The following is a 23685-nucleotide window of genomic DNA, read 5'->3' as shown; positions in this document are numbered from 1 at the left end:
AGCCGGTTCATCCACAGAGAATTTTGTTCTTTATTTGTTCTAGTTTATCCCTATGATCCTGTCAACCGAATCGAAAACCTTGCAGCAGACGGACATTGAGCCTCGACTCGCCAGCCGGCATCACTAAATAAGGGGCTTGTTCCAGCACAGAAGCAGAAGACGATGAGCGAACTGAAGACGATTTCCATCCGCGGCGCGCGCGAGCACAATTTGAAGGGCATCGATCTCGATCTGCCGCGAAACAAACTGATCGTCATGACCGGCCTTTCGGGATCCGGAAAGTCGTCGCTTGCCTTCGATACGATCTATGCGGAAGGCCAGAGGCGCTATGTCGAAAGCCTGTCGGCCTATGCGCGCCAGTTCCTCGAAATGATGCAGAAGCCCGACGTCGATCAAATCGACGGCCTGTCGCCGGCGATTTCGATTGAGCAGAAGACGACCTCGCGCAATCCGCGCTCGACGGTCGGTACGGTGACCGAGATCTACGACTACATGCGTCTGCTCTTTGCGCGCGTCGGCATACCGTATTCGCCTGCAACCGGGCTACCGATCGAGAGCCAGACGGTCAGCCAGATGGTCGACCGCGTGCTGGAGTTCGGGGAAGGCACGCGTCTCTACATCCTCGCGCCGCTCGTGCGCGGGCGTAAGGGCGAGTACAAGAAAGAGCTGGCGGACCTGATGAAGAAGGGCTTCCAGCGCGTGAAGGTCGATGGCCAGTTCTACGAGATCGCGGACGTCCCAGGCCTGGATAAGAAGTACAAGCACGATATCGATATCGTGGTCGACCGCATTGTCGTCCGCCCCGATATGGCATCGCGGCTCGCAGACAGCTTCGAGACCTCGCTAAAGCTTGCCGACGGCTTGGCCGTTGCGGAGTTCGCCGACAAGCCGTTGCCGCTGGAAGAAACCGCCGCCGGCGGGTCTGCCAACAAGTCGCTCAACGAAACGCACGAGCGAGTCCTCTTCTCGGAAAAATTCGCCTGCCCGGTGTCGGGCTTCACCATTCCCGAGATCGAGCCGCGGCTTTTTTCCTTCAACAATCCAGCCGGCGCCTGCCCGACCTGCGACGGTCTTGGCGCACAGCAGAAGATCGACGCCAATCTGATCGTGCCCGAGCCTGAGCGCACGCTACGCGATGGCGCCATTGCGCCGTGGGCGAAGTCGACATCGCCCTATTACAACCAGACGCTGGAGGCCCTCGGTAAACACTACGGCTTCAAGCTCGGTGCGCGGTGGAACGATCTGTCCGATATGGTCAAGGACGTCATCCTGAATGGCACCGACGAGAAGATCGAGTTTCACTATGCCGATGGTGCGCGGTCTTATACCACGCATAAGAATTTCGAGGGCATCATCACCAATCTCGAGCGCCGCTGGAAGGAGACGGATTCCGCCTGGGCGCGCGAGGAAATCGAGCGCTATATGTCGGCGGCCCCCTGCCCGTCTTGCGGCGGCTATCGCCTGAAGCCGGAGGCACTTGCTGTCAAGATCAACGCGCTGCATATCGGCCAGGTGACCGACATGTCGATCCGCGTCGCCCGCGACTGGTTCGAAGTTCTGCCGCAGTCGCTGAGCGCCAAGCAGAATGAGATTGCCGTTCGCATCCTCAAGGAGATCCGCGACCGCCTGCGCTTCCTCAATGACGTCGGCCTGGACTATCTCAGCCTGTCGCGAAACTCCGGGACCTTGTCCGGTGGCGAGAGCCAGCGCATCCGGCTGGCGTCGCAGATCGGTTCCGGCCTGACCGGCGTCTTGTATGTCCTCGACGAGCCGTCGATCGGCCTGCATCAGCGCGACAACGCTCGATTGCTCGATACGCTGAAGCACCTTCGTGATATCGGCAATACCGTGATCGTGGTCGAGCATGACGAGGACGCGATCTTGACCGCCGACGATGTCGTCGACATCGGTCCGGCGGCCGGCATCCATGGTGGCCAGGTGATCGCCCACGGTACGCCGCAAGAGATCATGGCGAACCCGAAGTCGCTGACCGGCAAATATCTGTCCGGTGAACTCGGCGTTCCGGTTCCAGACGAACGGCGCAAGGCCAAGAAGGGCAAGGAGATCAAGGTCGTCGGTGCCCGCGGCAACAATCTGAAGAATGTCACCGCCTCCATCCCTCTCGGCGTCTTTACGGCCGTTACCGGCGTATCGGGGGGCGGCAAGTCCACGTTCCTGATCGAGACGCTGTATAAATCTGCCGCGCGGCGCGTCATGGGCGCGCGTGAAATTCCCGCCGATCATGACCGCATCGACGGTTTCGAGCACATCGACAAGGTCATCGACATCGATCAGTCGCCGATCGGCCGCACGCCGCGCTCCAACCCCGCGACCTATACGGGCGCGTTCACCCCGATCCGCGACTGGTTTGCCGGTCTGCCGGAAGCGAAGGCGCGCGGCTATCAGCCGGGACGCTTCTCGTTCAACGTCAAGGGCGGACGCTGCGAAGCCTGCCAGGGCGACGGCGTCATCAAGATCGAGATGCACTTCCTGCCTGATGTCTACGTCACCTGCGATGTCTGTCATGGCAAGCGCTACAACAGGGAAACGCTCGACGTCACGTTCAAGCACAAGTCGATTGCCGACGTGCTGGATATGACTGTCGAGGAAGGCGTCGACTTCTTCGCGGCTGTTCCAGCCGTGCGTGACAAGCTGCAGGCGTTGAAGGATGTTGGCCTTGGGTACATCAAGGTCGGGCAGCAGGCCAATACGCTGTCCGGCGGCGAGGCGCAGCGTGTCAAGCTGGCCAAGGAGCTGTCGAAGCGGTCGACCGGCCGTACCCTCTATATCTTGGACGAGCCGACGACTGGCCTGCATTTCCACGATGTCGCCAAGCTCCTGGAGATGCTGCAGGAGCTGGTCAATCAGGGTAATTCGGTCGTTGTGATCGAGCACAATCTCGAGGTGATCAAGACCGCGGACTGGATTCTCGATTTCGGTCCGGAAGGCGGCGATGGTGGCGGCGAAATCGTCGCCGTCGGCACGCCTGAAGCGATCGTCAAGGAGAAGCGGTCCTATACCGGGCAATTCCTGAAGGAGTTGCTTGAACGGCGACCTGCTGGAAAAGCCGTAGTGGCAGCTGAGTGATGCTGAGAGCGGCGTCGCTCGATGATCTGCAGGCGGTCGAAGCGCTGACCGCCGAAGCCTATGCTCCATATACGCGTCTGCTTGGGCGCCCGCCGATCCCCGTCACCGAGGACTACGCGCCGCGCATTGAACGCGGTGAGGTCTGGCTGCGGGAGGTACTCGGCGGGCTTGCCGGTCTGGCCGTCATTGAGCGGCACCCGGACCATGTGATGCTCTTCAGCGTCGCCGTCTCGCCGAAATTTCAGGGCGGCGGTCACGGTCTTGCCATTCTGAGATGGGTGGAAGCGACCGCGCGGGAATGGCAGCTTCCGGAAGTGCGTCTCTACACGAATGCGCGCATGGAACGGAATATTGCGCTCTATCGAGCATTTGGCTTTCAGGAAACGGGTCGCCGCGAAAATCCGCATAGGCCAGGATGGGTGATCGTCGACATGGCAAAGCATGTCGACGCACAGATATAATCAGAGGAGGAAGGAATGACGAAATCCGGCAATGTTCGCGTCGGCATCGGCGGCTGGACCTTCGAGGCATGGCGGGACCACTTCTACCCTGGGGATCTGAAGCAGAAGGACGAGCTGCACTACGCAAGCCGCCAGCTGAAGGTCATCGAGATCAACGGCACCTATTACAGCTCGCAGAAGCCGGAAACCTTCGCCAAATGGGCTGCGGATGTGCCTGACGGCTTTATCTTTTCGCTCAAGGCCAGCCGTTTTGTCACCAATCGTCGCGTGCTGGCGGAGGCTGGCGAGTCGATGGAGCGTTTCCTGACGCAAGGTTTAACGGAGCTTGGTCCGCACCTTGGACCAATCCTCTGGCAGTTCGCACCGACGAAGAAGTTCGATCCGGATGATTTCGAAGGCTTTCTCAAGCTGCTGCCGGCAAAGCAGGACGGGCTTCCCCTGAGGCACGTCGTCGAGGTCCGACACGATTCCTTCAAGGTTCCCGAGTTCGTGGCGCTGCTGGAGAAATATGCCGTCGCACCAGTTGTCGCCGAGCATTTCGACTACCCGATGATAGCGGATGTTACGGCCGACTTTGTCTATGCGCGCCTGCAGCAAGGTTCCGATGAGATCAAGACCTGCTACGCGCCGAGTGATTTGAAAGCTTGGGCCACGCGCCTCGAAACCTGGGCGGATGGCAAGGTACCGGGCGATCTGCCTCTGATTGATGGCGAGCGCCAGGTTGCGGCCGAGCCGCGGGATGTCTTCGCCTTCATGATCCACGAAGGCAAAGTCAATGCGCCCTTTGGAGCAATGGCATTGCAGGAAGCGGTGTCGCGGTAGGCCTGTCGTCAGAGCGGACGAACCTGCGTCGCCAGGTCTTCCGCCGTCAGTCCTTTGCCCGCCCGCATGCCGGCCTCTCCATGCATGTAGACGCCCGCAGCGGCGGCCTCGAAAGCGGGAACTCCTTGAGCCATGAGCGCTCCGATGATCCCAGCCAGAACATCACCGGAGCCGGCGGTCGCGAGCCAAACGGGTGCGTTGGTGTTGATGTAAGCTCTGCCGTCGGGTGAGGCGATGACGGTGTCAGCCCCTTTGTAGACGATTGCGGCGTTTGCCCGTGTCGCTGCTGCTCGCGCCTTTTCGACCTTTCCCATGGCGGTGTCGGCGGCGATATCGGGAAACAGTCTACCGAACTCGCCCTCGTGTGGCGTAAGCACTAGACGCGGCTTGCCGGAAAACTTTGAAAACAGCTCGTCAGGGGCACTTTTGAACGAGGAGAGCCCGTCGGCATCCAGCACCAGATGCCTCTCGGACAACGCGGCGACGAACCGACGTGCCTTCTTGCCTACGCCGAAACCCGGCCCGAGAACGAAGGTCTGCAGCCGCGCGTCATGCAGCCAATCGCGGAGTGCCGCCTCGTCCTCGATCGGATGCAGCATGATCGCGGTCAGATGTGCTGCATTCTCGTCGATCGCATCGTCCGGCGTGGCGATTGTCACCAGCCCTGCCCCCGCCTTCAGCCCTGCCATAGCAGACATCCGCGCGGCGCCTGTCTTGCTCGCTTCGCCGGAGAAGACGACTAGGTGACCTCGCTTGTATTTGTGTGTCTCCAGGCCGGCAGAAGGCAAAACCTCACGCCAACGTTCGGGTCTATTTTCGGCGATCTGCTGTTTCTTCGCTGCGCGGATGATGCGGCCGGGTATGCCGATATCAAAGACTTCGAGTTCACCGCAGAGTTTGCGCCCCGGCATCAGGAGATGCCCGGGCTTTCGCGTCATGAAGGTGACGGTTCTGCTGGCGGCAAATGCAGCGCGTAGGACCGATCCGCTGCGACCATCAACACCGGATGGCAGGTCGACGGCAATAACCGGCACACCTGCTCCACTTACCCGTTCGATTGCGTCTCTAACGTCGGCCGGAACATCACGTGCAAGGCCAGCGCCAAAGATGGCGTCGATCACCACATCGCCGCTCCGCGGCTGATAGGATTCAAGTGGCCGAACCATGGTCGGGAAGCTATCCCTTGCCCGAGCGGCATCTCCCTTGAGCCTCCCCGGTTCCCCCAACTGGAAAATCTCCACGGCAACGCCGCTCTCTGCCAGGTGGCGCGCTGCGACATAGCCATCGCCGCCGTTATTGCCAGGCCCGCAAAGGACGACGGCGCGAAGGACGGTGGGAAAATGACGCAACAAGGTGGCGGCAATTGCTGCTCCTGCGCGCTCCATGAGCGCATAGCTGTCGATCCCGGATCCCGTTGCCGCCGCATCGACTGCCGTCATTTCCTCTGGAGTAAGGAGTAACTCGGAGATTTCATCGATCATCGCCGCATTCAAACAGAAATCGCCTAAATAACAACCGGCTGATTGATTGGTGGTGAGCTCATAAAATAATCAAATGCATAAAAAATATACAATTGCCGCGCATTTGTGCGGACCATTAGTGCGGGCGAATGTTCCGAAAAACGGCCCGAAATTGCGTCTGGCGGATCGATTCTGGAAAGTTCTGGGCTGAAAATCGATGAAAATCCCCGAGATTGCGGACTTTTATGAGCAGCGAGGCTCATTTTTCGAAAAATCAGCTTCCCAACTGGCACGATAACTGCATCATCACGGCAGCAGGTCTGAGCCTGCCATTAACGGGAGAAGCGGAGAGTCATTTTCTCATGAAAAAGATCGAAGCGATCATCAAGCCCTTCAAGCTCGACGAAGTGAAGGAAGCCCTTCAGGAAGTTGGCCTGCAGGGCATTACAGTTACGGAAGCGAAGGGCTTCGGTCGCCAGAAAGGCCATACGGAACTCTACCGTGGCGCTGAATATGTTGTCGACTTTCTGCCGAAGGTGAAGGTGGAAGTCGTTCTCGCGGACGAGAATGCGGAAGCCGTCATCGACGCCATCCGCAAGGCCGCACAAACCGGACGCATCGGCGACGGCAAGATTTTCGTGTCAAATGTGGAAGAAGTCATCCGCATTCGTACCGGCGAGACCGGTATCGACGCAATCTAATCTTTATCGCCTTTCCGGCGAGCCAAAGTATCGTCATCTCAAATAAAGGAACTATTTAATGGCGACCGCAAGCGAAATTCTTAAGCAAATCAAGGAAAACGACGTCAAGTTCGTCGATCTGCGCTTCACCGATCCCAAGGGCAAGCTGCAGCACGTCACGATGGACGTCGTGTGTGTCGACGAAGACATGTTTGCCGATGGCGTCATGTTCGACGGTTCCTCGATCGCTGGCTGGAAGGCCATTAACGAATCCGACATGGTGCTGATGCCCGACCCGGAAACGGTCCACATGGACCCGTTCTTCGCGCAGTCCACCATGGTCATCCTCTGCGATATCCTCGATCCCGTCTCCGGCGAGGCCTATAACCGCGATCCGCGCGGCACCGCCAAGAAGGCTGAAGCTTACCTGAAGGCATCCGGTATCGGCGACACGGTCTTCGTCGGCCCGGAAGCTGAATTCTTCGTCTTCGACGACGTTCGCTACAAGGCCGACCCTTACAATACTGGCTTCAAGCTGGACTCCACGGAACTGCCGTCCAACGACGACACCGAATACGAGACCGGCAACCTCGGTCACCGTCCGCGCGTCAAGGGCGGCTACTTCCCGGTTCCGCCGATCGACAGCTGCCAGGACATGCGTTCCGAAATGCTGACGGTTCTGTCGGAAATGGGCGTTGTCGTCGAGAAGCACCACCACGAAGTGGCTGCTGCTCAGCACGAGCTCGGCATCAAGTTCGACACGCTCGTTCGCAACGCCGACAAGATGCAGATCTACAAGTACGTCGTGCACCAAGTCGCCAACGCCTACGGCAAGACGGCAACCTTCATGCCGAAGCCGATCTTCGGCGACAACGGTTCGGGCATGCACGTACACCTTTCGATCTGGAAGGGCGGCAAGCCAGGCTTCGCCGGCGACGAGTATGCAGGTCTTTCCGAATCCTGCCTCTACTTCATCGGTGGCATCATCAAGCATGCCAAGGCGCTGAATGCCTTCACCAACCCGTCGACGAACTCCTACAAGCGTCTCGTCCCGGGCTATGAAGCACCGGTTCTGCTCGCCTATTCGGCGCGCAACCGATCGGCTTCATGCCGCATTCCGTTCGGCAGCAACCCGAAGGCAAAGCGCGTCGAAGTCCGGTTCCCGGATCCGATGGCGAACCCGTACCTCGCCTTTGCAGCGATGCTGATGGCTGGCCTCGATGGCATCAAGAACAAGATCCATCCTGGCAAGGCCATGGACAAGGATCTCTACGATCTGCCGCCGAAGGAACTGAAGAAGATCCCGACTGTCTGCGGCTCGCTGCGCGAAGCGCTGGAAAGCCTCGACAAGGACCGCAAGTTCCTGACCGCTGGCGGCGTCTTCGACGACGACCAGATCGACAGCTTCATCGAGCTGAAGATGACGGAAGTCATGCGCTACGACATGACCCCGCACCCAGTCGAATACGACATGTACTATTCGGCTTGATCTCAAAACCGAGGCCCCGGCTCCCGCCGGGGCTTCACCGACCGATGTCATGGTCGTCAAATGGCGTATGTGACACTCATGTGACGAGATCCCGCACAAATCTTGATTTGAGTGGGGCCAATCACCAAATCAGGTGATGAAAGGAAGTCGTACCATGAAAGAAAGAGTAGCTAAGTTCAGTATCGGCGAAGTGGTTCGGCACAAGGTATTTCCGTTTCGCGGCGTCATCTTCGATGTCGATCCGGAATTCGCGAACACGGAAGAATGGTGGAACTCCATTCCCGCCGAAGTGCGCCCCAGCAAGGATCAACCCTTCTATCACCTGCTGGCAGAGAATGATGAAAACGAATACGTTGCCTACGTATCCGAGCAGAACCTGGTGAACGACGAGAGCGGCGTCCCGCTCCGCAACGAACAGGTCTATCAGATTTTCGATATGGCACCGACGGGGCAGTTCAAACCCAAGATGAGCTTCGCCCACTAACGTTCACTGCCATAATTCAAAACCCCGCTCGCCGCGGGGTTTTTCTTTGTCTGGATTGGGCAACAAAAAACCCGGCGCGAGGCCGGGTTCTTCGACAATTCCGATGGGCCAGATTACTGAGCCTTGGCAGCCTTCTGGGCTTCTTCGAGCTTCTTGCGCGCTTCGTCAGCCTTCTTCTGCATGCTGTCCTGCAGGCTCTTCTGGCTTTCGGCGAGCTTGGAGGCGGAAACCGCTTCGCCATCGAATGCGCCGGTGAAGCCTTCGAGCGAGATCTTGATCGGGTTCGGCGCACGACGGAAGTTGATCGAGGTCAGAACCAGATCGGTGCCCTTCTTCAGGCTGGCGACCATGGCGTCGGTCAGCGGGATCTGGGCGACGCAACGGTCGGGCATGCACATCAGGTAGTCGATCTTCTGTGCCTTGCCGCCGTCGATCTGCATCGCTACACCTGGCGGGATCAGACGTGCCGGGGGAACAGAAACCTGAAGGCTCTTGTTGTTGATCTTGCCGGAGACGCTGATGAGGCCGACGCCCGTAACGAGCTGGCCGCCGCCTGCGAGAACGACGTTCTGGACGACGCAGACATCATTGTCTTCCTGCTTGCTGCAGGTTTTGTACCAGCCGAGACGCGGAGCGCCGGCAGCCGTGGCAGGCGCATCGGCGGGTGCTGCTGCCTCCTGCGCGTAGGACGATACCGGAGCCGCTGCAGCACCAAGCATCACTGCCAGAACGGACAGGGCTGCCCGCGTTTTGTTTTCAGCCTTGAACATCATAACGAATTCCGTCTCCTGAAATCCCTTAGGGACGACAACGTGCCATCCTCACCAACAGGGTTGTTCGCACTCCACCTCTTAAAACAATGAGGCAAATGCATGACCCCCGACTTCGGGTTCCCCTGTTACATCGCGTCGGGCTAGATATCCAGTATTTCTTTGGCCTTTTCGGAGTGATCCGAAAGAATTCGGCGCGGATGGTGAATTGCCGCGGCCGCGTGATAGTCTTGCGCCGAATCGTGCCGTTCCCGGAAAGGACCTCAACGATGCTCCGGATCGTTCTCCCCGTCATTTTCACCTTGGTTGGCAGCGCAGCTCTCGCAGAGCCCGTGCATGGCATCGCGATGCATGGCGAGCCGGCCCTACCCGCCGATTTCAAGAATCTTCCTTACGTTAATCCCGATGTGAAGAAGGGCGGCAAGATCAGTTATGGCGTCGTCGGCACCTTCGATAGCCTCAATCCGTTCATCCTGAAAAGCATGCGCACGACGGCGCGCGGCATGTGGGATCCGGAATACGGAAACCTTGTCTTCGAAACGCTGATGCTGCGCTCGCGCGATGAGCCCTTCACGCTCTACGGGCTGCTGGCGGAATCCGTTGAATGGGATGAAGACCGGACCTTCATCCAGTTCAATCTCAACCCGGCCGCCAAATGGTCTGACGGTCAGCCGGTGACACCCGATGATGTGATTTTCACGCTCAATCTGCTCAAGGACAAGGGCCGCGTCCCCTTCAGCACGCGGTTGAATGCCGTCGAGAAGATGGAGAAGGTCGGCGATCACAGTGTTCGCTTCACCTTTAATGACAAGGCCGATCGCGAATTCCCGCTGATCCTGGCCGGGTCAACGCCGATCCTGCCGAAGCATGCCATCGATCCAGAGACATTTGATCGTTCGTCGCTCACGCCGCCCGTCGGGTCCGGCCCCTACAGGATCAAGGCGCTGAAGCCCGGCGAAAGCATCACCTTCGAGCGCGATCCCAATTATTGGGGCAAGGATATTCCGGCCAAGGTCGGCCTCGACAATTACGATCAGATTTCGGTCCAGTATTTCCTGCAGGACACGACGCTCTTTGAGTCCTTCAAGAAGGGTGACGTCGACATCTATCCCGACGGCAGTCCCGGCCATTGGGCAAGCGCGTATAACTTCCCCGCGGTCACCTCGGGCAACGTCGCCAAGGACACGTTCGAACCGAAGCTGCCGAGCGGCATGTTCGGCTTCGTCTTCAATACGCGGCGGCCGGTGTTTGCCAACGCGAAGCTTCGCGAGGGGCTGTCGCTGGTCTTCGATTTCGAATGGGCGAACAAGAACCTCTTCTCGAACGCCTATATCCGCACCCAGAGCTTCTGGCAGAACTCCGAGCTGTCGAGCTTCGGCGTGCCGGCTGATGAACGCGAACTGAAGCTTCTCGGCCCGATCAAGGATCGAATCGATCCAGCGATTCTTGACGGTACGTATAAGCTTCCGGTTACCGATGGTTCGGGGCGCGATCGCAATGTTCTGAAGCAGGCCGCCGCGCTCCTCAAGGAGGCGGGTTACACGATCAAGAATGGCAAGATGAGCGACGCCAACGGACGTCCGCTCACCTTCGAAATCATGACGCAGAACACCGACCAGGAGAAGCTCGCGGTCTCCTATCAGCGTTCGCTGCAACTGCTCGGCATTGGAGCGACAATCCGCACGGTGGACGATTCGCAGTATCAGAGCCGCACCAGCAGTTTTGACTACGATGTGATCGTGAAGTCGTACACCTCATCCCTGTCTCCCGGCATCGAACAGCTCGGACGTTGGTCTTCCGCTGCCAAGGAACGGGATGGCACTGACAACTTTGCTGGCGTTGCCGACCCTGACGTTGATACGCTGATCCAGCATATCCTCACCGCCCGTTCGGCGGAGGACTTTACGGCTGCAGTGCGCTCGCACGATCGAATGCTGTTGTCGGGGCACTATGTCCTGCCGCTCTATCATGTTGATAAGCAATGGGTTGCGCGTAGCAAACGGATCGGCCACCCCGATACCGTGCCGCTCTATGGCTATCAGTTGCCGGCGTGGTGGGATCAGAGCGTGCAATAGGCGGTTCCCTTTTCCTGCCTGGTTGAAGTCGCCCGCCACAGGGCCTAGATGGCGGGAAGGTTCGATTTCAGGAAGAAAAAGGAAAAGCCCATGGAACGCATTACCATCGACGTTGTCTCCGACGTCGTCTGCCCGTGGTGCTATCTTGGCAAGGCGCGGCTGGAGCTTGCGATTGCCGAGGTTCAGGACGAGATCGGCGTGGACATCAATTGGCGCCCCTACCGCCTCAACCCCGACTATCCCAAGGAAGGCGTCGACCAGAAGAAGGCATTGGAGCAGAAGCTTGGTGGCGCCGAGCGTGTCGCTGAGGGGCACAAGATGCTTAGCGAACTTGGTCGCGACGTCGGCATCAACTTCGATTTCGAGGCGATCAAGATCGGCCCGAATACGCTGGATGCGCATCGCCTGATCCATTGGGCAATGGTTGAGGACCGCGACAAGGCGGACAAGGTCGTCAACGGCCTGTTCAAGGCGAACTTCGAGGAAGGCCGCAATGTCGGCGATCATGCCGTGCTGCTCGACGTTGCCGAGAAGGCGGGCCTCGACCGCACGGTCACTGCGTCGCTGCTCGCCTCCGATGCCGATACGGTCCTGGTGGTCGAAGAGATCGAGGCGGCGCAGAAGATGGGCGTGAATGGTGTGCCGTTCTTTATCTTCGACCAGCAATATGCCGTCAGCGGGGCTCAGACGCCGGACGTTCTGGCAGGCGCGCTCCGCGACATCGCCAAGGCGAAGGCGGAAGCGCGCGCCGGCATGAACTGAGCCCTTACCCCTTCGCCATTTCCGCAAGCTGCGTCATGATAACGGCTGCGCCCTGCAGCCGCTTTTCCGGCGTCGGCAGATCGCGTGTGAGGAAGACGCTCTGGTCCGGCCGAATCTTTGCCATCGTTCCCTGCTTGGCGATGTAGCCAACCAGGTTCGCTGGATTCGGAAACTCCTTATTGCGGAACTGGATGACCACCCCCTTGGGACCTGCATCCAGCTTCTCCACGTTGGCGACCCGGCAGAGCGATTTCACATACACGATCTTTAGAAGGTGCTGGACCTCGATCGGCATGGGGCCGAAGCGATCGATCATTTCTGCGCCGAAGGCATCGATTTCCTTCAGTTCCGTGATCTCGCCGAGGCGGCGATAGAGTGCCATGCGCAGATGCAGGTCCGGCACGTAACCGTCGGGGATCATGACTGAGGTGCCGACCGAGATCTGCGGCGACCAGCCGGTGTCCTGGATCTCATCGACGCCCTTTACTTCCGCGACGGCCTCTTCGAGCATCTGCTGGTAGAGTTCGAAACCGACTTCCTTGATATGGCCGGACTGCTCTTCGCCGAGCAGGTTTCCTGCGCCGCGAATGTCGAGATCGTGGCTGGCAAGCTGGAAGCCGGCGCCGAGCGTGTCGAGCGACTGCAGCACCTTGAGGCGCCGTTCCGCCGTCGCCGTCAGCACCTTGTTGACCGGCAGCGTGAAGAGCGCAAAAGCGCGCACCTTCGAACGTCCGACGCGACCACGCAGCTGGTAGAGCTGCGCCAGGCCGAACATGTCGGCGCGGTGCACGATCAGCGTATTGGCCGTTGGCACGTCGAGACCCGATTCCACGATCGTCGTCGACAACAACACGTCATAGCGGCCCTCGTAGAAGGCGTTCATGATGTCCTCAAGCTCGCCCGCCGGCATCTGGCCGTGCGCAACGGCGACCTTCAATTCCGGCACATCCGAGCGCAGGAAGGCATGTACGTCCTCCAAATCTGCGAGACGCGGGCAGACATAGAAGCTCTGGCCGCCACGATAATGTTCGCGCATCAACGTTTCGCGGATGACAAGCGAATCGAAGGGCGAAATGAAGGTGCGAACCGCCATGCGGTCGACCGGCGGCGTCGTGATCAGCGACAGCTCGCGTACCCCGGTCATCGCGAGCTGCAGCGTGCGCGGGATCGGTGTCGCCGAGAGCGTCAGCACATGGACATCGCTTTTCAGTTCCTTCAAGCGTTCCTTGTGCTTGACGCCGAAATGCTGCTCTTCGTCGATGATCAGGAGGCCCAGATTGGCAAACTTGATCCCGGCGCCAAGAAGCGCATGGGTGCCGACGACGATATCCGTCTTGCCCTCTGCTACTTCCTTCTTCGTCAACGCCAGCTCCTTCGAGCCGACGAGGCGCGAGGCTTGCTGGATGCGAACCGGCAGGCCGCGGAACCGCTCGGCGAAGGTCTTGAAGTGTTGGCGCGCTAGCAATGTGGTCGGCACGACGACGGCAACCTGTATGCCGTTCATCGCCGCAACGAACGCAGCGCGAAGCGCCACCTCAGTCTTGCCGAAGCCGACGTCGCCGCAAACGAGGCGGTCCATCGGTCGGCCGGCTCCAAGGTCGGAGCGCACAGCCTCGATGGCATTATCCTGATCCTCCGTCTCGTCGTAAGGGAAGCGAGCGGCAAACTCGTCGTAAAGCCCTTCCGGCGTCGTTAGCACGGGCGCATGGCGGGTCAGGCGCTCGGCAGCAATGCGGATGAGTGCATCCGCCATATCAAGCAGCCGCTTCTTGAGTTTGGCCTTGCGCATCTGCCATGCGCCGCCGCCGAGCTTGTCGAGCTGGGCTTCCGTCCCCTCGCCCCCATAGCGCGACAGGAGATCGATGTTCTCGACCGGCAGGAACAGCTTCGCCTCGTCTGCATATTGTAGCTCGAGGCAGGCGTGCGGTGCACCGGCCGCTTCGATGGTTCGCAGGCCGACAAATCGGCCGATACCATGCTGCGCGTGGACGACGACCGAGCCCTCGTCAAGACCGGCAACCTCGGAGATGAAATCGGCGGCACGCTTGCGTCGCTTCGAGCGTCGCACCATGCGGTCGCCGAGAATGTCCTGTTCGCCGATGACGACCAGATTGCCGACTTCAAATCCGGATTCGAGACTGAGCACGCCAGCCGCCGCCTCACCCTTGGCAAGGCCGTCGATCTCCTTCAGCGCGCCGACCGGCTTCACGCGCTCGAGCCCGTGTTCGTTCAGAACCTGCAGCAGACGTTCGAGCGATCCTTCCGTCCAGGCGGTGATCAGCACCTTCGCACCGGAGGAGCGCTTGTCGGCAATGTGCTTCACAACCGCGTCGAACACATTGATGCGCTCAGCATTCCCCCCACCCTCGGCGTTCGAGCGCGCCCAGCGCTCGCCTTGGCGAGCGTCGAGATTGATCACGCGACGCGCCTCTCCCTCATGCTCGTTAAAGGGTGAAATGCGCATCGCGTTGAACGCGTCGAGCGTGTTGGCGAAAGTCTTTCCGTCCAAATAGAGCTGGCCGGGCGTCACCGGCTTATAGGGCGTTCCTTGCGCCATCTGCCCCTTGGCGGGCTGTCCGGAATTCAGGCGCGCGTCATAGTAGTCGAAGACGAGCTTGGAGCGTTCCTCAGCGGCTTGGCGCACAGTATGATCGGTGACCATCCGGAAGCCTCTGAGATAGTCGAACACCGTCTCCAGCTTCTCGTAGAAAAGCGGCAGCCAATGCTCCATGCCGGGGTAGCGTCTCCCCTCCGATATGGCGAGATACAGCGCATCGTCGCGCGTCGCCGCGCCGAACGAAGAAAGGTAGTTTTTCCGGAAACGGCTGATCGTATCGGGCGTCAGCGTGACTTCGCTCATCGGGTTGAGGTCGAGCGAGCGGATCTGCCCAGTTGTGCGCTGGCTTGCCGGATCGAAGCTGCGGATGCTTTCGAGCGTATCGCCGAAGAAATCGAGGCGAACGGGCTCTTCGGAGCCGGGCACGAAAACATCAAGAATACCGCCGCGCACCGCATATTCGCCGACCTCGCGAACCGTTGCGACGCGGTCGAAGCCGTTGCGTTCGAGGCGCCCGGCAATATCGTCCATCCGCACGGTGTTTCCGGGACGGGCCGAGAAGGCAAGGCTTTCGATAATCTCTTGAGGAGCAACTTTCTGCAGCATCGCATTGACGGTCACCAGCACGATCGCCGCATGCGGTTTCCTGTGATGGGCGATCAAACCGCCCAGCGCCGCGAGACGGCGTGCAGATGTGTCGGCGCTCGGTGAAACGCGGTCATAGGGAAGACAGTCCCAGGCCGGCAGAGTTAGCACCGGGATCTCGGGGGCAACGAAGCCGAGCATCTGCTCAAGGTCTATCATCCGCTGGCCGTCGGAGAGGACGTAGGCGACCGGTTCGCCGGCGCGTGCCAGATCGGCCAGCAACAGAGCTTCCATACCTGTCGGCACATTGCCGATTGTCAGCGGCTCGGCGATCGCTGACAGCTTCCTTGCGTCAAAACCTGAGGTCATTAGGCATTCCTGGCGAGGGCGACGGCTGGATATTCGAAATCGGGCTTGTAGGCGGCAAGGCGTGCAAACATCGGCGTCTGGAAACGCTCAGGCACTGGCCAGGTTCCCATAATCCAGCGCACGAGATCGTTGTCCTCTTCGGCCATGATGGTTTCGAACTCGTCGAGCTCGGCTTCCGACAGGGTGGCGATCTCCTTCTCGGCGAACTGCCCGAACACCAGATCCATCTCGCGGATGCCGCGATGCCAGCAGCGAAAGAGGATTCGGCGGCGACGCGGATCAAGATCGGCGCTCGAGAGTGACACACCCGTCATGGCTTTACCTTCCTGTTGATGCGCCTCTATAGACCCTCGAAAGCGGCTTGTCAGCCTTGCCAAGGCCGCATTGTTCATCGCATTTTGCCGCCATGCGCCCAGCCATTCTCGATCCGCTGTTTTCGCCAGTTTCCGCTCTGCCCGGCGTCGGCCCAAAGATCGCCGAGTTGCTGGTGAAGCTGCTCGGGCGCGAGACGCCAGATGATACGCGTGTCGTGGACCTGCTGTTTCATGCGCCTCACTCTCTGATCGACCGTCGAAACCAACCGGGTATCGCCCGCGCGCCGCAGGGTGCGATCGTCACCGTCACGGCGCGTGTCGATCGTCATCAGGCACCGCCGCGCGGCAAGAGCAACATTCCGTATCGCGTCACACTACACGACGAAACCGGCGAACTAACCCTTGTCTTCTTTCGCGGCCAGGCGGCCTGGCTGGAAAAGCAGCTGCCCTTGGACGAGGAGGTGACCGTTAGTGGCAAGATCGACTGGTTCAACGGCCGTGCGTCGATGGTCCACCCCGACTATATCGTGAGGGCCAGCGAAGCCGAGAACCTGCCCCTCGTTGAGCCGATTTATCCGCTCACGGCAGGTCTTTCACCAAAGACACTGCGCAAGATCATCGAAGCGGCACTGCCTCGTACGCCCGAACTGCCGGAATGGATCGATTTGGCTCTTGCTCAGAAGCAGGGGCTGCCGTCGATATCAGACGCCTTCCATGGACTCCACGAACCACGCGATCCCTCGGATATCGACCCGCAAGCCCCTTCCCGCCGCCGGCTTGCCTATGACGAATTTCTCGCGGGCCAACTATCGCTGAGCCTCGTTCGCCAGCGTTTGCGTAAGGTTGCCGGCCAGCCGGTACACGCTACCGGCCAGGTCAGTAGGCAGATCCTCCAGGCTCTGCCGTTTTTGCCGACCAACAGCCAGAATAGCGCGATTGCCGACATCCTGAAGGATATGGCTGGCGAAGACCGGATGCTGCGCCTGCTCCAAGGCGACGTAGGCTCCGGCAAGACGCTGGTTGCTCTCTTGTCGATGGCCGCGGTGATCGAAAGCGGGGGCCAGGCGGTCCTCATGGCGCCAACGGAAATCCTTGCGCGCCAACACCATGCGACGATCTCCAAATTTGCCGGTTCCGCTGGCCTCGGGATAGAGGTCCTCACCGGCCGCACCAAAGGGCGCGAGCGTGAAGACATCTTGGAAAGGATCGCATCGGGAGAGGCGCAAATCATCATAGGCACCCATGCCCTCTTCCAGGACAGCGTCAACTACCGCAATCTCATGCTGGCCGTCGTCGACGAGCAGCACCGCTTCGGCGTTCACCAGCGCCTGCGCCTGACGGCGAAGGGTATCACGCCGCATATGCTTGTCATGACGGCCACGCCGATCCCGCGCACTCTGGTGTTGGCTGCCTTCGGCGACATGGACGTCTCCAAGCTGACGGAGAAGCCCGCTGGCCGAAAGCCGATCCAGACGATCACTGTTCCGACAGAGCGCATCGGCGAGATCGTCGGACGTCTGAAAAGCGCCCTGGCGGAAGGCAAGAAGGCGTACTGGATTTGCCCGCTCGTCGAGGAGTCCGAAGAGAGCGATCTCATGTCGGTCGAGGAGCGTCACGCAGCGCTCGTCTCGTCGCTCGGTCCGGGTATCGGCCTGATCCATGGCCGCATGAGCGGCCCGGAAAAGGATACCGCGATGATGGCGTTCAAGAACGGCGAAATCCGCCTCTTGGTCGCGACAACAGTCGTGGAAGTCGGCGTCGATGTCCCCGATGCGACCATCATGGTGATCGAGCATGCGGAGCGCTTCGGCTTGGCGCAACTGCATCAGCTGCGCGGTCGTGTGGGCCGTGGCGACGAGGCTTCGACCTGTATTCTGCTCTACAAGGGCCCGCTTGGCGAGACAGGTCATGCGCGCTTGTCCATCATGCGTGAAACCGAAGACGGCTTCCGCATCGCGGAGGAAGACCTGAAGCTGCGCGGCGAAGGCGAGTTGCTCGGTACGCGCCAGTCGGGGACCCCGGGCTTTCGCGTCGCGAGCCTTGAGGCACATGCCGACCTGCTGGAAATCGCCCGTCGGGATGCCGCCTACTTGATCGAGCGCGATCCGGAACTTACCAGCGAGCGCGGCAAGGCCGTACGTACCCTGCTCTACCTATTCCGTCGCGACGAGGCGATCCGCTTCCTGCATGCAGGATGAGGCCGAGCCACCGCCCCCAGCGCTCAAGCCGCCCTACAGCGTCCGGAACATTACCAGAGCGTCAACGTAGCCTTTTGTCGGGTGCTCGAAGGCGCCGGGCAAGCGGCCGACCGTCTCAAAGCCCAGCGATTGCCAGAGGCGAACGGCGCGTTCGTTGGCGCTGACGACGAAATTGAACTGCATCGCCCGGAAACCACGCTCGCGGGCTCGGACGAGCGAGTGCTCGTGCATCTGTCGTGCTACGCCTTTGCCGCTCGCCGCTGCTGCGGTCATATAGCCACAATTGCAGACATGTGCGCCACCGCCCGCCTGGTTGGCGCGGAGATAATAGGTGCCGAGAATGTCGCCCGTTTCGTCTTCGGCGACGAACGTCTCTTTGTCCGGCCCCAGCCAATAAGCAAGCGCATCGGTCTCGCTCATGCCGCGGTCGAGTGTGTAGGTCTGCCCAGCGCGAATTGTCGGTTCGATGACAGTCCAAATGGAGGAGCGGTCTTCGGTGGTGGCGAGTCTGATCAGCATTGCGTATGTCATCCTTCAACCGCCATGCACTGCGATACGGCGAACGAACTGACGTGATCCCGGATGCAGGCCGGCCAGGTGCAGAAGTTACATCTCGATCGGCGCCGGCAGTGGCTTGCGCGTTCGCTCTTGTCTCGCCATGCGCGCGGCAAGTTCTTCCGGCGTGACGAGGCCACCAGAGATCAAGAGCTTTGCAGCGTCCTCTGGCGACATGTCGAGTGGAACGATCTTCTCTCGTGGGATGAAGATCAGAAATCCTGCCGTGGGAACCGGAGTCGGCGGAAGAAAGACGCAAACCATGTCCTGACCCATGGCTTTGAATTTTGAGGCAATTTCGCCTTTGGCATCTGTCGCGACGAATACGAGCGCCCACAGGCCGGGGCTCGGATATTCGATGAGGCCGACCTTTTTGAACGAGTTCGTCTTGTCCTTCAGCACCGTCTCAAAAATTTGCTTCACGCTCTGATAGATGCTGCGTACCAGTGGCACGCGCACCACCAGCGATTCGCTGAACTGAACGATACTTTGGCCGATCAGGTTTTTGCCGAGGAAGCCAATCAGGGTTATAGCGACGAGCGCGATCAACAGCCCGGAGCCGGGAACGGCGAAGTTCAGGTAGTTATCCGGATCATAGCGCGCAGGCAGATAGGGCTTCACCCAACTGTCGGCCCATCGTACGATCGACCACGTCAGCCACAGCGTGATTGCGATTGGCGCACAAATGATGAGCCCCGCCAGGAAGTTGTTCCTGATACGGGTAGCTATTGGCAATCGGGGCAGTTTTTCCGTCATCGCGTGCTGATGAACTCCGTTGAGCAGACCGGCTATCGGAAATCAGCTCCCCCATGCTTTCCTAGTTGAAAAGCTGCCAGAAATTGGGGTGCCACACAAGTATCAGAAGATTTGACGACCGGTCACTCCACCGTTACCGACTTTGCCAGATTGCGCGGCTGATCGACGTCCGTGCCCATGAAGACGGCGGTGTGGTAGGCGAGCAGCTGGATCGGCAGCGAGAAGATCATCGGCGCGATGATTTCGTTGACATTGGGCAGCACGATTGTTGCCATCGTCGGTAGCTTCGATGCCGCCGCGCCGGCCGCGTCGGTGATAAAAATGATGCGACCGCCGCGCGCGGCAACCTCCTGCATGTTCGATACTGTCTTGTCGAAGAAACGATCGAACGGCGCGATCACGATCACCGGCATATTTTCATCAATCAGTGCAATAGGCCCATGCTTGAGTTCGCCCGCAGCGTAGCCCTCGGCATGGATATAGGAAATTTCCTTGAGCTTGAGCGCGCCTTCCATGGCAAGCGGGAAGCTGGTGCCGCGACCGAGATAAAGGACGTCCCGGCATTTCGAGAGCTCGCGTGCGAGGCTTTCCATCTGCGGCTGGATGAGGTTTAGGACGTGGCTCATGATGCGGGGCATTTCCGCGAGATGACGGACCAATTCCGTTTCCTGTTTCGCGCTGATCGTTCCCCTCGCCTTGCCGGCGCCGAGCGCCAGCGACGCCAGGACTGCCAACTGGCAGGTGAATGCCTTGGTGGAGGCGACGCCTATCTCCGGACCGGCCATGATCGGGAACACGGCATCCGACTCACGGGCAATGGTTGATTCTTTCACGTTGACGACAGCGCCAATCTTCAGCCCGTGGTCCTTGCAATAGCGCAGCGACGCCAGTGTGTCCGCGGTCTCGCCCGACTGCGATATGAAAAGCGCGGCCTGCGATGGCGACAGCGGCATTTCGCGATAACGGAATTCGGAGGCGACATCGATCTCGACGGGCAGGCGCGCATAGCGCTCGAACCAGTATTTGCCGACGAGGCCGGCGAGATAGGCGGTTCCGCACGCGGAGATTGCCAGACCGGAGGCGGTCTTGAAATCGATCGCATTGACGTTGTCGCTGATCTTGTTGCTGGCGAAGTCGACGTAATGGCTGAGGGCATGCGAGATGACCTCGGGCTGCTCGTAAATCTCCTTCTCCATGAAATGGCGGTGATTGCCCTTATCCACCACATAGGCCGTCGTCTGCGAAATCTGCCGCGGGCGACGCACCTCATTGCCTGAAAAGTCGAGGATCGTCGCGCCATCCCGCGTCAGCACCGCCCAATCGCCGTCGACCAGATAGGTGATCTCATTGGTGAAGGGGGAAAGGGCAATCGCATCCGAGCCGAGGAACATTTCGCCGGAGCCATAACCGACGGCAAGCGGCGGGCCGGAGCGTGCTGCCATGATCGTGCCGGGGTCGCTCCGCAGCATGATTGCCAGCGCATAAGCACCGGTTACCCGGTTCAGCATCTTGAGCATCGCCGAGCGTGGCTCGAGGCCATCACGCAGATACTTCGCCATGAGGTGCGCGACGACTTCCGTATCCGTCTGCGTGTCGAAGACGGCGCCTTCTGCGATCAACTCGTCACGCAGCTCGGAGAAATTCTCGATGATGCCATTGTGAACGACAGCAACACCCTCGACGAAATGAGGATGCGCGTTGGTTTCGTTGGGCACGCCATGGGTCGCCCAGCGCGTATGCGCGATGCCGATCGTTCCCGGCAGCGGGTCGCTGTCCAAGCGCTTTTCGAGATTGAAGAGCTTTCCTTCGGCACGACGACGCGCCATCTCGCCGTCATGTATCGTGGCAACACCCGCGGAGTCATAGCCGCGGTACTCAAGCCGCTTCAGCGCATCAACGAGACGCCCCGCAACCGGGCTGTTTCCAACGATTCCAACAATACCGCACATAATGGTCCCCAAGGCCTTCCGTTCGGAGGCCACTCGTAACGATTCTGTCTTTTTTTTCAATGGCCTTGGCGGTCACTTTCGATTTCCGCACGTTACGCGCAAACTTACGGCTTGGCCTTTTTTGCCGCCTTGATTGCCAATGCCCGTTCGCGCAGCACGGTAGCCCTGCCCGGTTTCAGTTCCTGACGCGCCCGGCCTAAAGCGAGCGCATCGGCCGGAACATCCGCGGTGATCACGCTGCCGGAGGCCACGTAGGCGTTGTCGCCAATACTGACCGGCGCCACGAGAGAGGAGTTCGATCCGATGAACGCATTTGCCCCGATCAGTGTTTCGTACTTGTTGACGCCGTCATAGTTGCAGGTGATCGTACCGGCACCGATGTTCGCCCCGGCTCCGATCTTCGCGTCGCCGATATAGGTCAGGTGATTGACCTTGGCCCCCTCGCCGATCTTCCCGTTCTTCACCTCGCAGAAATTGCCGACCTTCGAGCCAGTGGCAAGATCGGCTCCCGGCCGAAGTCTAGCAAACGGGCCGACGGTTGCACCGGCGCTGACATGCGCGCCTTCGATGTGCGAGAAAGCATGAATGACCGCACCACCGTCGATTGTCGCGCCGGGGCCGAACACGACGTTCGGCTCGATCAGTGCGTCCTGCCCGATTGCGGTGTCGTAGGAAAGGAACACGGTTTCGGGTGCGATCATCGTCACGCCCGAAATCATCATCTCGTGGCGCCGGCGCTCTTGCCAGAATCGTTCGATCACCGCGAGTTCAGCGCGATTGTTGCAGCCCATCATTTCGACTTCAGGCGCGTCGACAGCAGTGACGCGACCGCCAATGGAGCGGACGATCTCTACCAGGTCGGTCAAGTAGTATTCGCCCTTGGCATTGCCGTTGCCGATACGGGACAGGAGATCGAGCGCCTTGCGACCGTTGATCGCCATCAAGCCGCTGTTGCACCATTTCACAGCACGCTCCGCGTCTGTGGCATCCCGTTCCTCGCGGATGGCGATCAGTTCGCCATCCTTGACGAGTAGGCGGCCATAGCCAGTCGGCTTGTCGGTGTGAAAGCCGATCACGACCACATCGCTACCTTCGGCCAGGAGCTGGCGTGCGGCTTTGAGCGGTCCTTCTGTCTGCAATGGCACGTCGCCGTAGGTCACGACGATGTCGTCGTATCCGCGCGCGATCGCCTCGCGCGCTGCCAGCACCGCATGGCCCGTGCCGAGCCGCTCCCTTTGCAGGAACGCCTCAATCTTAACGCTTCCGACCTGGGCGGCCCTCGCCACTTCGTCGGCATCGCGCCCCACGACGAGCGCGACCGATGAAATATCACTCTTGGCTACGGCATCCGCGACGTGAGCGATCATCGGGCGGTTTGCGATCGGATGCAGCACCTTCGATTTCGACGACTTCATTCGCGTGCTGTCACCCGCAGCGAGAATGACGGCGAGGCAAGTGCGTTCCATGATCTGCTCCGAGAATCCGGTGTTTGCGGTCTTTGTTGCCTCTTAGCAGCAAGACATCGGCGGGACAAAGATCAAAATCGATCAGGCCGTTACCTTGCTCATGGCCGCATAGGCCTCACGCACGTGATCGCGGCCGTCGATGATGACGACCTCCATGGCCCGTCGGGCCGCATCGACATTGCCGGCAACAATTGCATCGACGATCCGCATGTGCGTGTCGGCAATATCCGAGAAACCGTTCTGTGAGGGCGGCGTACTGATGCGGAACATCCCCACCAATGCGGCTTCGATGAGACTTCCCAGTGTTCGCATGAAGGGATTATGAGAGGCTTCGGCTATCGCCAGGTGAAAGTGAAGGTCCGCCAGCGCCAGACTTTCGCTGGTATGACCCAAGGCCGCCATCTCGGTTGCCAGCGTCCGCAGGTTTTCGACATCTTGCTTGCTTGCCCTTTCGGCGACGAGACCGGCGGCAAACGGCTCGAAAGCTAGCCGGATATCGTAAAGCTGGAGCAGGAATTCCTCCGTCACGCCGCTGTCGAAATGCCAGGCTATGATCTCGCTATCGAACATGTTCCAGAGGTTTTTCTCTGTCACGCGCGTTCCGACACGGGCCTTGGCGACGATCATCCCTTTTGCGGCGAGCGTCTTCATCGTTTCTCGAAGGACTGTGCGTGAGACCTTGAAGCGCTGAGCAAGTTCGGCGTCTCCCGGCAGAATACTTCCAACGGGAAAGTTTCCCGCAACAATCGCCCTGCCGAGCTCATCCACGACTTGGGCATGGCTCGTCCGTGATTTCCGTGCTGTCTTTCCGGTCTCAAGCAATCTGCTACGCAACGAATACCTCCC

General features: G+C 59.8%; 18 protein-coding genes. 9 read left to right on the top strand and 9 right to left on the bottom strand.

Features of this window, described 5'->3' with window-relative positions; genetic code table 11:
- Window positions 1-162: 162 nt before the first annotated feature.
- From uvrA to FHT76_RS30955, 3 genes are read left to right on the top strand one after another with little or no spacing between them, the layout of a single operon-like run.
- On the top strand, window positions 163-3087 hold the full coding sequence (uvrA, locus tag FHT76_RS30965) for an excinuclease ABC subunit UvrA (protein ID WP_183864549.1): 2925 nt from the start codon (window positions 163-165) through the stop codon (window positions 3085-3087).
- A complete protein-coding gene (locus tag FHT76_RS30960) occupies window positions 3084-3548 on the top strand; it encodes a GNAT family N-acetyltransferase (protein WP_183864550.1) in 465 nt (154 codons plus the stop codon). Before uvrA ends, FHT76_RS30960 begins: the two co-directional genes overlap by 4 nt.
- A 15-nt stretch (window positions 3549-3563) precedes the next feature.
- On the top strand, window positions 3564-4370 hold the full coding sequence (locus tag FHT76_RS30955) for a DUF72 domain-containing protein (RefSeq protein WP_183864551.1): 807 nt from the start codon (window positions 3564-3566) through the stop codon (window positions 4368-4370).
- 8 nt (window positions 4371-4378) lie between these two features.
- Here FHT76_RS30955 and FHT76_RS30950 read toward each other — a convergent pair whose 3' ends face one another.
- On the bottom strand, window positions 4379-5851 hold the full coding sequence (locus FHT76_RS30950; protein WP_183864552.1) for an NAD(P)H-hydrate dehydratase: 1473 nt from the start codon (window positions 5849-5851) through the stop codon (window positions 4379-4381).
- A gap of 341 nt (window positions 5852-6192) precedes the next feature.
- Here FHT76_RS30950 and FHT76_RS30945 point away from each other — a divergent pair, with 341 nt between their 5' ends.
- The 3 genes from FHT76_RS30945 to hspQ all read left to right on the top strand — a co-directional run bounded on the left by FHT76_RS30945 (window position 6193) and on the right by hspQ (window position 8483).
- Complete coding sequence (locus tag FHT76_RS30945) at window positions 6193-6531, top strand: P-II family nitrogen regulator (RefSeq protein WP_003539626.1); 339 nt, start codon at window positions 6193-6195, stop codon at window positions 6529-6531.
- A 58-nt stretch (window positions 6532-6589) separates the two neighbouring features.
- Window positions 6590-7999 (top strand): type I glutamate--ammonia ligase, encoded by a 1410-nt coding sequence (gene glnA, locus FHT76_RS30940; protein WP_016553963.1) that lies wholly within the window; start codon window positions 6590-6592, stop codon window positions 7997-7999.
- A 154-nt stretch (window positions 8000-8153) separates the two neighbouring features.
- Window positions 8154-8483 carry a heat shock protein HspQ gene (gene hspQ / locus FHT76_RS30935; RefSeq protein WP_016553964.1) on the top strand — a complete coding sequence of 110 codons (330 nt, stop codon included), beginning with the start codon at window positions 8154-8156 and terminating at the stop codon, window positions 8481-8483.
- Window positions 8484-8596: 113 nt separating this feature from the next.
- Here the strand turns inward: hspQ and FHT76_RS30930 are convergent, their stop codons facing one another.
- Window positions 8597-9256: an invasion associated locus B family protein gene (locus FHT76_RS30930; RefSeq protein ID WP_183757271.1), complete on the bottom strand. Its 660-nt coding sequence runs from the start codon at window positions 9254-9256 to the stop codon at window positions 8597-8599.
- Window positions 9257-9522: 266 nt separating this feature from the next.
- Between FHT76_RS30930 and FHT76_RS30925 the strand changes: the two genes are divergently transcribed.
- Window positions 9523-11328 carry an extracellular solute-binding protein gene (locus FHT76_RS30925; RefSeq protein WP_183864553.1) on the top strand — a complete coding sequence of 602 codons (1806 nt, stop codon included), beginning with the start codon at window positions 9523-9525 and terminating at the stop codon, window positions 11326-11328.
- 90 nt (window positions 11329-11418) lie between these two features.
- Window positions 11419-12090 (top strand): DsbA family oxidoreductase, encoded by a 672-nt coding sequence (locus tag FHT76_RS30920; RefSeq protein ID WP_183864554.1) that lies wholly within the window; start codon window positions 11419-11421, stop codon window positions 12088-12090.
- Between the two features lie 4 nt (window positions 12091-12094).
- On the opposite strand, the gene mfd is transcribed toward FHT76_RS30920, so the two are convergent.
- Both mfd and FHT76_RS30910 read right to left on the bottom strand, forming a co-directional pair.
- Window positions 12095-15601 carry a transcription-repair coupling factor gene (gene mfd / locus FHT76_RS30915; protein WP_183864555.1) on the bottom strand — a complete coding sequence of 1169 codons (3507 nt, stop codon included), beginning with the start codon at window positions 15599-15601 and terminating at the stop codon, window positions 12095-12097.
- Window positions 15601-15915, bottom strand: a complete 315-nt coding sequence (locus FHT76_RS30910; protein ID WP_183864556.1) for a succinate dehydrogenase assembly factor 2 — start codon at window positions 15913-15915, stop codon at window positions 15601-15603. The genes mfd and FHT76_RS30910 overlap by 1 nt, the downstream gene beginning before the upstream one ends.
- A gap of 92 nt (window positions 15916-16007) precedes the next feature.
- Between FHT76_RS30910 and recG the strand changes: the two genes are divergently transcribed.
- On the top strand, window positions 16008-18113 hold the full coding sequence (gene recG, locus FHT76_RS30905) for an ATP-dependent DNA helicase RecG (protein ID WP_183864557.1): 2106 nt from the start codon (window positions 16008-16010) through the stop codon (window positions 18111-18113).
- A 33-nt stretch (window positions 18114-18146) separates the two neighbouring features.
- Here recG and FHT76_RS30900 read toward each other — a convergent pair whose 3' ends face one another.
- From FHT76_RS30900 to FHT76_RS30880, 5 genes are all read right to left on the bottom strand, one after another.
- A complete protein-coding gene (locus tag FHT76_RS30900; RefSeq protein ID WP_183864558.1) occupies window positions 18147-18632 on the bottom strand; it encodes a GNAT family N-acetyltransferase in 486 nt (161 codons plus the stop codon).
- An 87-nt stretch (window positions 18633-18719) separates the two neighbouring features.
- Window positions 18720-19424: a DUF502 domain-containing protein gene (locus tag FHT76_RS30895; protein ID WP_183864559.1), complete on the bottom strand. Its 705-nt coding sequence runs from the start codon at window positions 19422-19424 to the stop codon at window positions 18720-18722.
- A 122-nt stretch (window positions 19425-19546) separates the two neighbouring features.
- Entirely contained in the window at window positions 19547-21373 is a 1827-nt protein-coding gene (gene glmS, locus FHT76_RS30890; RefSeq protein WP_183864560.1) for a glutamine--fructose-6-phosphate transaminase (isomerizing), read from the bottom strand.
- A gap of 104 nt (window positions 21374-21477) precedes the next feature.
- Window positions 21478-22839: a bifunctional UDP-N-acetylglucosamine diphosphorylase/glucosamine-1-phosphate N-acetyltransferase GlmU gene (glmU, locus tag FHT76_RS30885; RefSeq protein ID WP_183864561.1), complete on the bottom strand. Its 1362-nt coding sequence runs from the start codon at window positions 22837-22839 to the stop codon at window positions 21478-21480.
- A gap of 81 nt (window positions 22840-22920) precedes the next feature.
- A complete protein-coding gene (locus tag FHT76_RS30880; protein ID WP_040674286.1) occupies window positions 22921-23673 on the bottom strand; it encodes a FadR/GntR family transcriptional regulator in 753 nt (250 codons plus the stop codon).
- Window positions 23674-23685: the final 12 nt, after the last annotated feature.

This window comes from Rhizobium sp. BK176, assembly GCF_024808055.1.
Note: the sequence above shows the minus strand (reverse complement) of the source record. Positions and strands in the feature narration are given on the sequence as shown.

Excerpts from the sequence above, each read along its gene's own strand:
- uvrA (WP_183864549.1), top strand. The coding sequence starts at position 163 with ATGAGCGAACTGAAGACGATTTCCATCCGCGGCGCGCGCGAGCACAAT.
- FHT76_RS30955 (WP_183864551.1), top strand. The coding sequence starts at position 3,564 with ATGACGAAATCCGGCAATGTTCGCGTCGGCATCGGCGGCTGGACCTTC.
- FHT76_RS30950 (WP_183864552.1), bottom strand. The coding sequence starts at position 5,851 with ATGATCGATGAAATCTCCGAGTTACTCCTTACTCCAGAGGAAATGACG.
- FHT76_RS30945 (WP_003539626.1), top strand. The coding sequence starts at position 6,193 with ATGAAAAAGATCGAAGCGATCATCAAGCCCTTCAAGCTCGACGAAGTG.
- glnA (WP_016553963.1), top strand. The coding sequence starts at position 6,590 with ATGGCGACCGCAAGCGAAATTCTTAAGCAAATCAAGGAAAACGACGTC.
- hspQ (WP_016553964.1), top strand. The coding sequence starts at position 8,154 with ATGAAAGAAAGAGTAGCTAAGTTCAGTATCGGCGAAGTGGTTCGGCAC.
- FHT76_RS30930 (WP_183757271.1), bottom strand. The coding sequence starts at position 9,256 with ATGATGTTCAAGGCTGAAAACAAAACGCGGGCAGCCCTGTCCGTTCTG.
- FHT76_RS30925 (WP_183864553.1), top strand. The coding sequence starts at position 9,523 with ATGCTCCGGATCGTTCTCCCCGTCATTTTCACCTTGGTTGGCAGCGCA.
- FHT76_RS30920 (WP_183864554.1), top strand. The coding sequence starts at position 11,419 with ATGGAACGCATTACCATCGACGTTGTCTCCGACGTCGTCTGCCCGTGG.
- mfd (WP_183864555.1), bottom strand. The coding sequence starts at position 15,601 with ATGACCTCAGGTTTTGACGCAAGGAAGCTGTCAGCGATCGCCGAGCCG.
- FHT76_RS30910 (WP_183864556.1), bottom strand. The coding sequence starts at position 15,915 with ATGACGGGTGTGTCACTCTCGAGCGCCGATCTTGATCCGCGTCGCCGC.
- recG (WP_183864557.1), top strand. The coding sequence starts at position 16,008 with ATGCGCCCAGCCATTCTCGATCCGCTGTTTTCGCCAGTTTCCGCTCTG.
- FHT76_RS30900 (WP_183864558.1), bottom strand. The coding sequence starts at position 18,632 with ATGCTGATCAGACTCGCCACCACCGAAGACCGCTCCTCCATTTGGACT.
- FHT76_RS30895 (WP_183864559.1), bottom strand. The coding sequence starts at position 19,424 with ATGACGGAAAAACTGCCCCGATTGCCAATAGCTACCCGTATCAGGAAC.
- glmS (WP_183864560.1), bottom strand. The coding sequence starts at position 21,373 with ATGTGCGGTATTGTTGGAATCGTTGGAAACAGCCCGGTTGCGGGGCGT.
- glmU (WP_183864561.1), bottom strand. The coding sequence starts at position 22,839 with ATGGAACGCACTTGCCTCGCCGTCATTCTCGCTGCGGGTGACAGCACG.